Annotated in this window: 11 protein-coding genes; 1 reads left to right on the forward strand and 10 read right to left on the reverse strand. The window is 36.2% G+C overall.

Annotated elements, in window-relative coordinates; all coding sequences use genetic code 11:
• Positions 1 to 134: 134 nt before the first annotated feature.
• The 5 genes from V7137_RS08255 to V7137_RS08275 all read right to left on the reverse strand — a co-directional run bounded on the left by V7137_RS08255 (position 135) and on the right by V7137_RS08275 (position 5,533).
• Entirely contained in the window at positions 135 to 959 is an 825-nt protein-coding gene (locus tag V7137_RS08255) for an SGNH/GDSL hydrolase family protein (RefSeq protein WP_335697644.1), read from the reverse strand.
• A gap of 111 nt (positions 960 to 1,070) precedes the next feature.
• Positions 1,071 to 1,649 carry an SCO family protein gene (locus V7137_RS08260; RefSeq protein WP_335697645.1) on the reverse strand — a complete coding sequence of 193 codons (579 nt, stop codon included), beginning with the start codon at positions 1,647 to 1,649 and terminating at the stop codon, positions 1,071 to 1,073.
• Between the two features lie 80 nt (positions 1,650 to 1,729).
• Positions 1,730 to 2,896, reverse strand: coding sequence for a Ger(x)C family spore germination protein (locus tag V7137_RS08265; protein WP_335697646.1), 1,167 nt, complete (start codon positions 2,894 to 2,896; stop codon positions 1,730 to 1,732).
• A complete protein-coding gene (locus tag V7137_RS08270; RefSeq protein ID WP_335697647.1) occupies positions 2,880 to 4,004 on the reverse strand; it encodes a GerAB/ArcD/ProY family transporter in 1,125 nt (374 codons plus the stop codon). Before V7137_RS08270 ends, V7137_RS08265 begins: the two co-directional genes overlap by 17 nt.
• Positions 4,005 to 4,015: 11 nt before the next feature.
• Complete coding sequence (locus V7137_RS08275) at positions 4,016 to 5,533, reverse strand: spore germination protein (RefSeq protein ID WP_335697648.1); 1,518 nt, start codon at positions 5,531 to 5,533, stop codon at positions 4,016 to 4,018.
• Between the two features lie 150 nt (positions 5,534 to 5,683).
• On the opposite strand from V7137_RS08275, the gene V7137_RS08280 reads away from it, so the two are divergent.
• Positions 5,684 to 6,001, forward strand: a complete 318-nt coding sequence (locus V7137_RS08280) for a hypothetical protein (protein ID WP_335697649.1) — start codon at positions 5,684 to 5,686, stop codon at positions 5,999 to 6,001.
• Between the two features lie 95 nt (positions 6,002 to 6,096).
• On the opposite strand, the gene V7137_RS08285 is transcribed toward V7137_RS08280, so the two are convergent.
• From V7137_RS08285 to V7137_RS08300, 5 genes are all read right to left on the reverse strand, one after another.
• A complete protein-coding gene (locus V7137_RS08285) occupies positions 6,097 to 6,939 on the reverse strand; it encodes a DegV family protein (RefSeq protein WP_335697650.1) in 843 nt (280 codons plus the stop codon).
• Positions 6,940 to 7,078: 139 nt separating this feature from the next.
• The gene (locus tag V7137_RS08290) at positions 7,079 to 7,330 is read right to left on the reverse strand and encodes a DUF2535 family protein (protein ID WP_335697651.1); all 252 of its coding nucleotides are present in this window, start codon (positions 7,328 to 7,330) and stop codon (positions 7,079 to 7,081) included.
• A gap of 1,219 nt (positions 7,331 to 8,549) precedes the next feature.
• Positions 8,550 to 9,095, reverse strand: coding sequence for a twin-arginine translocase subunit TatC (gene tatC / locus V7137_RS08295; protein ID WP_420490106.1), 546 nt, complete (start codon positions 9,093 to 9,095; stop codon positions 8,550 to 8,552).
• The gene (locus V7137_RS30650) at positions 9,010 to 9,297 is read right to left on the reverse strand and encodes a twin-arginine translocase subunit TatC (protein WP_420490107.1); all 288 of its coding nucleotides are present in this window, start codon (positions 9,295 to 9,297) and stop codon (positions 9,010 to 9,012) included. The genes tatC and V7137_RS30650 overlap by 86 nt, the downstream gene beginning before the upstream one ends.
• Before the next feature lie 180 nt (positions 9,298 to 9,477).
• Positions 9,478 to 9,672 (reverse strand): twin-arginine translocase TatA/TatE family subunit, encoded by a 195-nt coding sequence (locus V7137_RS08300; protein ID WP_218350058.1) that lies wholly within the window; start codon positions 9,670 to 9,672, stop codon positions 9,478 to 9,480.
• Positions 9,673 to 9,952: the final 280 nt, after the last annotated feature.

The raw sequence follows: 9,952 nt of genomic DNA on the forward strand, positions 1-9,952 counted from the left end.
TCTTGGGTTGGCACCTTGGATTTACTTGTTTGAGGGCCTTCCGATGGAAACATAACTAGGGACAACATAATAATAGCGAACAAAAGGTTGATTCCCAGCAAGATCAGGAATCCTATTTTCCATTTGTTTTTCATCTAATTCTCCTCTGTATTGACCATATACGGTGTCTTATCCAATTCAGGTAATACTTGTTCTTCTAAGGTTTGGTTTAACCTTTGTGCAATCAACTCATAGCCTTTGTCATTTGGATGAAAATTATCAGTATATAAAAGATTCTCATTTGCATTTAAAAACATATCTTCAACTTCAACAAAATAGGCATTAGCGTAATTTGCAGTGACCGCTTGGCCAGCCTTATTCCAATCCGCTACAATTTCATCCAATTCTTTAATCTCTGAAAACCATTTAGAAAATGGATTGTATAACCCCACTAATACAACCTGAGCATGGGGATTTTCCTGGTGAATCAGATCAAAAATTTGCGTTAAATGCTTTTGGTACAATTCTTTTTCAGCGGTAAACGTCGATAGTTGGAGGTTTTCAATATTGTCCTTTACAACCTTCATAATATCATTTCCACCGATCGTTAATATGACCAAATCTGCCTCTTGAAGTGCACCTTTCATTTCTGCTGTTTTCAGTCTTTTTAATAGCTGCGTAGTCCGATTGCCTTTAACACCATAATTGTAGAAATCAACTTCTTTGATTCCTTTTTCTTTTTCAAGCATGGTTTCTAAATATGGCAAGTAACCGCCACTATTATTACTATCTCCTACCCCTTGAGTTAGTGAATCGCCAGCTGATAAGACGGTTAATTTTCGAGGAACAAAGTCAGCGGGAACCTGTGCAAAGGCTTGTGCAGCCGTTTTCTTTTCAGGATGTAACGACCATTGATCAACTTGATTACACGAACATAGGAATACCACGGGAAGAACTAGAAAGGTGAAAAGCTTTTTCATCTTTATTTCACCTGCCTTCTAAATTATTTTTATTATAGCACGTCACGAATCATTCAAAACAATTTGTACAATATCCTATTCCTGCCAAAAAAAATAGACCCGTCCAAAGGTCTATTGCAAGGCTTTCATATCGTGAATCATTTCATCAAAGGGAACATCTTTGTACCCATCGTAGGATTTTCTAATATGACCTTCTTGGTCTACTAAATAAAGGGACGTCCCATGAATGACTTGGTTACCCTCTTGCGGCTTTTTAACGAGAGCTTTGTAATTTTTCAGAGCGAAGTTTTCGATATATTCCTGAGAGTAGCCAGTTAGAAAGGTCCAATTATTAAAATCGACTTGGAATTGTTCCGCATAACGAGTCAGGACTTCCGGTTTATCGACAGTTGGGTCGACACTGAAAGAAACGAATTCAACATTTTTCAACCCTTCATCCTTGACCATTTTTTGTAATTTCGTCAGATTGGAGGTCATCGGCGGACATACATCTACACAGCTGGTGAAAATAAAGTCTGAAATCCATACCTTCCCCTTTAAATCCTTTAATCCAAAGGACTTATTTTCTTGATTTGTCGCTGTAAACTCCTTAACAGGCCAATCAACGGCATTTTCTATTTTTTTCTGTCCACATGCCGTCATCATAAAAATGGATAAAACTAAGATAAATAATAAAAACCGTGCTTTCATTCAATCACCTGCAACCTTTTTTCTTTTCATTCCGTGAATAGTTTAACAAAGATTTAAAAAAGAAGAAAGGAAATGGCTTGTTAATCAATTACTCCGGTTCGTTCAATCGTATTTTTAACGCGCACATCAAAGGTAGCTTTCTTATATTGCCTGTCCCACTCCTCCTTCGTAATGGTTCTACCTCTTAAATGAGCTTCGTATTCATTCCCAAATCCGATTGGATCAATTCCTAAATCCTGAAAATGAAGAAGTAACTCTTCTATTTTCTTTTGCATCCTCTGATCGAATTTTTTTTGAAGTAGTTTTATGGCAGCAGGTTTACCCAAGTCCAAGGCTTGGGTCATCTCTTGTACCCTTGAATCTAAAACAACATTCACTCTAAAGCGAAGGTTTTTTTTATCGACCAATTTAATTTTCGTCTTGCTCCGAATATTATCAACGGTGACATATATTTTACTGAATATTGGTTTCTTCGTATAATTTTCATTTTTTAAGATGATTTTTTTTAATTGCTCTGTCTTAAATCCCAATTCTTTTGTTCCCGCACTATATTTATCAACTAGTACTTTTAAATAAAAAAGATCTCCTTGCTTTAATTCATCCACTAACCGGTCATCTTTAAACAGACCAACCCCAGAAATAATCACATCTTTACCTTTAACTTTTAGTATCGGGAGCACAGGATCCTTGCCAATATCATAATAATTATGGTTAAACTCATGCAGGGTCGGGGAGATAATTTGTTCCCCTTCGACATTTTGTTTAATTAAATTGTACATATATGTGCCAAGGTTTAATTGTCCTTTATTATCATTTTCAATTTGCATTATTTCTGAAGCAGTGCGGTCAGCAATGGTTAGGTAGACCATATTCCCAATGGCAGCATCACGATTCAATGTGTCAACCAGCTGGATAATTCCTTTTTCGGCTAACTCGCGACTGTAAACAACCGAACGAAGCTGTCCTGAAACAAGCTTTTGGTTGGATTGAAGATTTTCTTCCTGTCTTAATCCTTTACTTGTTTTTGCCAAGGAAGTGATGACTTTCGTTGACGCTTTTGTCATGGGATCAAATTTTTGAACGACTGCCGTTCCTCTTATTTGATTTTTCCCTTCCATATCATATCCTGACACTGTAATTAGTCCTAACTTTTCGAGCGGCTTTTGCTGAACACATCCAGCACTGAGAACCATCGTCATCGAACAAACTGTCAAAAGAATTAGTTTGCTATTATGAGGCTTCCGCACTTGATTTCTTCCTCCTTAAGAACCATTTTTTCACTATTACCAGCACGGAAAGGAGTACAGGATAACAAAAGGCAGCATAAAAGCCCAGATGTCCAACAAAATCAGTTAATTCATTCATTTGATACCTTGCTTTAATTAAAAACGATCCGCCCCAAACAAGAATGCCAAGGATCCAAATCCCCTTTTTTTGTTTCCAATTAATAATCCGATTAAACCCCTTAGATGCAGCCCATAAATAACTACACATGTTTGGTAAGATGACTAACATCCAAAATGAAACGGCAATAAACTCAAACCGTTCTAAGTTTGGTAGCCTAACAATTTTAAACATTGATAATACAGGCCAAATGGTCCTAGCTAGCCCATTTTCAGCAAAGAATGTAATACACACCATTGTAATGGCAGTGAAAAGAAAAGTTGTATAGAAATTTCCTATTTGCGAGTAGAGAAAAACCTTTTTTTTATCTTTCACATATGGATATAGGAACATCAAAAGTTCAAATCCCATAAGCGACAGGGATGTTTTAAAAACACCCTTAAAAAAAATATTCTTTAAATCTGTATTAAAAAGCGGAAGCAGATTCTTTGGATCTGAATATTGCATGGGTACGAACAGGATAAAGATCATCCAAATAGTCCCTAGGACTGAAATAAAAGCCACTCCGACGATAATTCGAATGCCTCCATTAACCGCATAGATGGTTAAGAGAATAAGCGCAAGAGAGATTTGCCATGTTGGTAAGTCTGGGAAAATCCATACTTGAACAATTTCAATATAATTCATTAGGATGACAAAAAAACTAATGGTCATATAGAGCATATAAAAAATGTTCAACATATTTCCAAACCATTTTCCAAACACATCTACCTGAATTCCATATAAGTCGGCACTATCATATTTCTTTAGCATGATTACCATCATTGCTAAAACAACAGCAGATAACATTCCTCCGAGAAAGACGGAGATCCATGCATCATGTTTTGCTGCTAGGTAGACAATCCTTGGTAATCCGACAATGCCTACCCCTGTTTGAGCAGCATGTATAAAAAACATGACCAGGAAGGCATTAACCATTAATCCTTCTTTTGGATGTAAATCCACTTTCATCCTGACCGCTCCTATTCATCTACATCCTTTTTTTCAACACCTTTATGTTTTGGAAAAAGTTCTTTGTCTACTGGACGGTTTGTTACTGGCCTGTAGGATAAATATTGAAACGGAAATTTAAAAATACTGTATCCTAAGTCCTTCCACCTAAAAGGATAGACGGGCATAAGGTATGGTCTCCCGATGGTGGTTAATCTTAGGAGGTGAATTGCAATAAAACAAAATGATAACATAATGCCAATTCCCCCCCAAATACCAGCTAAAATAATAATTGGAAAGCGAATCATCCGAACGGCAGTACCCATTAAATAGCTTGGTGAGGTAAAGGAACCAAGGGCACTTAATGCGATAATGATAATTAAGATATTACTTGTAAATCCCGCTTGAACAGCTGCCTGTCCAATAACAATACCGCCGACGATACCCATTGTTTGACCTACTTTTGTTGGCAGTCGTGCGCCTGCCTCTCTTAATAGTTCGATTACAAATTCTAAGAGAAGGGCTTCAAGAACTGGAGGAAACGGAACATTTGCCCTGGATTGACCTAGTGAAATAAGTAGTGCTGATGGAATAACCTCATAATGGTAAGTCAATACAGCGACATAGGCCGGGGTTAATAAGATCGATAGAAAAATAGAAATTATTCGCAGCATCCGTAAGAATAAACCCATATTCCAACGCATATATACATCTTCAGTTGATTCAAAGAAACTAAGGAAAGGTGTTGGGCCATATATTGCAGACGGAGACCGGTCCATCAATACAGCTACCCTTCCCCTCATCAAGGAAAGAGTAACCCGGTCTGGCAATTCAGTTGACATAATTTGCGGAAAAATGGTCCACGAGTTATCCTCAATTAACTGCCCCAAAACCGTTGTATCTGGTATGTAATCGAAATCTAAATCCGTGATTCTTTGCCTTAAAGTATTCACATTATCTTTATCTGCGATATCCTTGACATAGACAAGTTTTCCAGGTGTTTTTACCCTTTTTCCGATTGTGATATCTTCCATACATAGGTTGGGATCTTTCAAATTACTCCTGATAATATTTAAATTACCGATAAGTGATTCTGTAAAAGAGATCTTTGGGCCATATACAAGCGATTCAGTTTCGGCCTTTTCAAGCGATCTTTCAACAGTTGTACCGACATTGGCAAGAATTCCATATGGTTCACCATCGATATAAATGTACGCTTTTCCTTCTATTAGAGATGAAATTATTTCTTTTAATTGATTGGCCACAGAAACTTCGCCAATCGGCAAGATCTGAGCAAGACTTTCGGCTGTCCATTCGTTTTGTGTATTTTGTTGAACTGGTAACAGCACAAATTCATCAAAGGTTGTTTTATCAATCAGGCTGCTTAAAAAGCAAAATACAATCTTCTTGCCATTCTTTTTTAAAGTTCGAAAATTCAGGTCTGTACAATCGCCTATCTCTGTTTGCAATTCTGATTTTAGATCATCCACATTTAAACTATGCGGCTTCTTATCTTCTGACTGTTTTTTTTCTGATTTCCGCTTAAACATCGGCAACACCTTAATCATTCAATTTTTTTTATCTTTACCAAAAAATCTAATTTTAACCAAAAGAAAATGAATGGGTGTCAGGAACCAGACTTCTTTCTTTTATGTGAGAGTTATGATATTATGAATGAATATTCATTCATAAATTAATACATGACATACTTTGGTCCTTGGTACAATGGAACGGACGGTAATATCGAAGATTTCATTGCTTCGGGTAAACGTCTGCTCACCCTTGATGCGGATACTTATATTACAGGGCACCAGAGAGGGATATTTTCAAAGCAGGAATTCAAACAAGCAATGGAGCAATTCCTTGCCATTATTGAGAAGCGTGATGAAACCATTGAGCAAAACGTCCGCCAAGGGCTAACATTTGAGGAACTGACAAAGATCGGCATCTTTTATCCGAGAAAGAGTTTGGAAAAAAACCTCCTCTTAACATGGGAAAGAAGTGGTATTCATTCGTAAGCATCTTCACAGGCTCGGGCTTTCAATCCCTGAATCAAAAACAGAGCATTTAATTAGTAAATAAAAAGGATGGTGTCAGGCACCATCCTTTTTTGCTATTCAAAATAATACATTAAGGCAATTGTACCGGGTCCCGTGTGGGTACTAATGGTTGGGCCAGTATAATCAATGGGAATATCTTTATAACCTGTTAATTCAGTAATCGCTTCTTTTAGTTTTGATGATAGTTGGATCGCTTCGGCATGAACAATGCCAGCTCCAAGAATGGTTTTCCCTTTAACATCTTCCGCAAATTGCTTGGCCATGAATTTGACCACCTGTGAATGACTGCGGACCTTGGTAACTGGTGTGTATTCAGCCCCTTCAAGTGAGGCAATTGGCTTGATATTTAATAACGAGCCAATAAACGCCTTCCCTTTACCAATCCTTCCGCCCTTTACCAAGTTCTCAAGTGTATCAACCATAATATATAACTTGGTATGTTCACGTATCTTATCTAGACGAGTAAGAATTTCCTCGATACTCTTACCCTGTTTCGCCATTGCCGCTGCTTCTTTCACCTGGAACTGGAGCGCTAACGAAATAAACATCGAGTCAACCACAGTCACTTTCGTTCTCGTCATCTGGGCTGCACTCTCAGCTGAGCGAACAGTACCACTCATTTTGCCTGTCATATGGATCGATAGTACTTCATATCCCTCTTCCCCGAGCCGGTCATACACTTCAAGAAAGGTTCCAGCTGGAGGTTGAGAACTTTTCGGCAATTCCGCCGACTTTTTCATCACTTCTATATATTCAACTACATCTATGTCCACTCGATCTAAGTATGATTCTCCATTTATTGTTACTGATAAAGGTACAACAACGATCCCCAGTTGTTCCGCCATTTCTATTGGCATGTCCATTGTGGAATCGGTTACGATTTTTATTTTGCTCAAATCAGTCACTTCCCTACCTAATACTGTTTTGTATTATACATCTAACCGGTTTGGAAAGGAACAACATCGATCACTTTTCATGTTTTTTCTAGAATAAAAGAGCACCGCTAAGGGATTCCCCAGCGATGCTCTGAATGCATTAAGCGTTATTCTTTAATTCTCCTATTTTAAACAATTGTTCATAATCCGGCCACTTCATGACCTTTTTCAAATAATCTTTAAAGGAGTAGCATTTTTTCAAGCTTTCTTCCTTGTAGAGCGACGCCACAAGCGTCTGTAAACGGACCTGGATCATAAATTTATAAGTGCTATCTTCCTCCAATACAGGAATGTCTACAACTTTAACCTTCTGTCCAACATCATTTTTGAACTCTAGGCTTTTGAATAACAAAATATCAATCCTCTTTTTCACCCGTTTGACTATATTATACACCCAGGGTCCATCGAAATGTGTCTATTTATGCTTGGATACAAAAAATAATTTATGAATGGTGCCACGTTGTTTGTAAGTTATATGTAGTAAAAAAACAGATCATCTGGATGGCCAATTTTCTAGTCGAATGATTGGAATACAAAAGGTTTTATTTTTGCGTTTAGTGTAGGATTTTCTTGGAGAAAGTTGTTTTTGATGATAAATAGATGCTGTTTTTCTTGTACAGGATTGTCGGAGACATATGAAGTATTTTGGTTGGAAATTATTCTGCAGATTGGACAGATCCATTTGTTTGTATGACTGGTAGTGAAGGATGGCTGGTGGCATTTTGTGCAGAGCTTTTTGTACATGGTCGACAGCTCCTATTCGTTTTTGTATCGAAGTCTTTATATCTCCATTCTCCAAAAAGTATGTATCATTAATTAAAAATAGACCTTGAGGTTAGAATTCTATTAATCTAGGTCCTGTTATACTGTGTTCTCTATTTTTCTATGTCTTTTTATGAAGAATTGAAGAATTGAGCCTATTCTAACAAGGACTGCTCCGGCTAATAAAATATTAAACATGTTCGTTCCGGTTTCCGGTGATTTAGGTCCATCAACAGGGATAGTATCTCCAAGTGTACCTTCTACATAAAATATAAACTGAAATTTACAACTTAAGTTTTGGATGTCATTGCCTAGTTTGAAATGCAAATAAATTCTAATTGTAAGCTCTTCATTAGAATTACTTTTAAATTTCCTAAAATATAGTTTCCTATAGTCTTTTAATTTACCTTTATACAACTCACCTGATTTATAAGAAACTATAATTCTAATTGGTAATAAATTTTTCCGATCCTGTTATAAAATCATTAGTAAAAAGATAATTAAAGTCTTCTGCAAAAGAAACATGAGGAAAGCGAACTGGATGCGGAATGGAAGATTTTGATTCGGCAGGCAATTGAGGATGGTTTAAAAAAAGAAGACTTTCACGAGTATCTTAACTACATACGATTTCAGTCATGGATGAAAGAACAGAACAAAGACTAAATAAGTTGCCCCCATTCTTTATAGAATGAGGGCTTATTTATTGTCATAATCACGGGAATTATCTCCAATATTTTACAGTTCATAAATTGAGAACAACAAAAAAGACCTTAAGGGAATGATATCCTAAAGGCCTTTTGAATGCTATTCTATGCATCAACCGTCTCTTCTTTTTCCTCTTCTTGCTGCTTCTTCAACCGTTTGCGATAAACAAATTTCGATAAATTTATACTGATTTCGTAAAGAAGTAATAGTGGTACAGTAACAACAAAATCGGACATAAAGTCTGGTGGTGTAATAACAACAGCGATAATAATCAATACAAAATAAGCGTATTTACGAATTTTCGAAAGAACAAACGGATTGATGATCCCAAGTGATGTTAAAAACATAACAACAACTGGAAGTTCAAACAATACCCCGAATGGTAGGGTCATATTCATAATAAAGCTAAAATACCTTTCGGCAGTGAAGTTTGTGACAAACATATCTTTTCCCATGTTCACTAAAAACTCCAGCACCATAGGGAAAATAACAAAATATCCAAAAGCTAGTCCTATGATAAATAAGAAAAATAATGCTGGAACATATGAAAGGGTGATCCTTCTTTCAACTGGTCTTAATGCNNAATGCTGGTCTGACAAATAGCCAAATTTGCAATGCGAGAACTGGAATCGTGCCTGCAACAGCCACAACGGTTGCCAGCATGAAATAAATCCACATAATATCACTAGGTCCAAGGACCATTAGCTTGGTATTACCAACAAACCATCTATAGATATCATCCACATAGATAAAACCTACAATAAAAAAAACTATGAATGCAAGTGCAGTAATAATAATCCGTTTGCGTAGTTCCTCTAAATGATCCACTAAATTTAATTCTTTATCATCCATTTATTTCCCCTGCCAATTTCAATAGGTTTAAGATGAGCACGTGTAGGTTGCTCTTTGACATCAACATTTCCTTTTTACTCTAAAAGAAATGTGCAATCACGTTATGAAGCTGAACAAGTTTTCACGTGTTCTAATAGGTTAAACCCGAAGAAGAAAAGGTGTAAGAAAAAATCTCACACCTTATTTAGTCAGGTTTTTCTTGTCTTCATCAATGTCTTTCATAACATCATCTGTAAGTTCACGTGTCGACTTTTTAAACTCCTTCAAGGTTTGTCCGAATGCACGACCGATTTCTGGAAGTTTCTTAGGTCCAAATATAATTAACGCAAGTGTTAAAATCAAAATCAATCCAGGTACTCCGATATTTGAAAACATGGATGTACATCCCCTTTAATTGTTATATTATTGCTACTATGATTATATTACTTAAAATTTATTTTAAGTAATTTTTCATCAAAAATTCATAGTAATTTCACAATACCTATAAATATAACAGCATTGTGATATTTAGTATTTCTTAACACATTATAAATTACTACTGACAATTTAACAATTACCACTAATGAAGTCAATGATAATTTATGTTTAATGATTTTTTAAAATATTTTGATAACTATTTATTTTTTTGAATATAATTTGAGCAGGAAGGACATAT

It is taken from the genome of Neobacillus drentensis (assembly GCF_036962765.1).
GTDB classification, from domain to species: domain Bacteria; phylum Bacillota; class Bacilli; order Bacillales; family Cytobacillaceae; genus Neobacillus; species Neobacillus drentensis_C.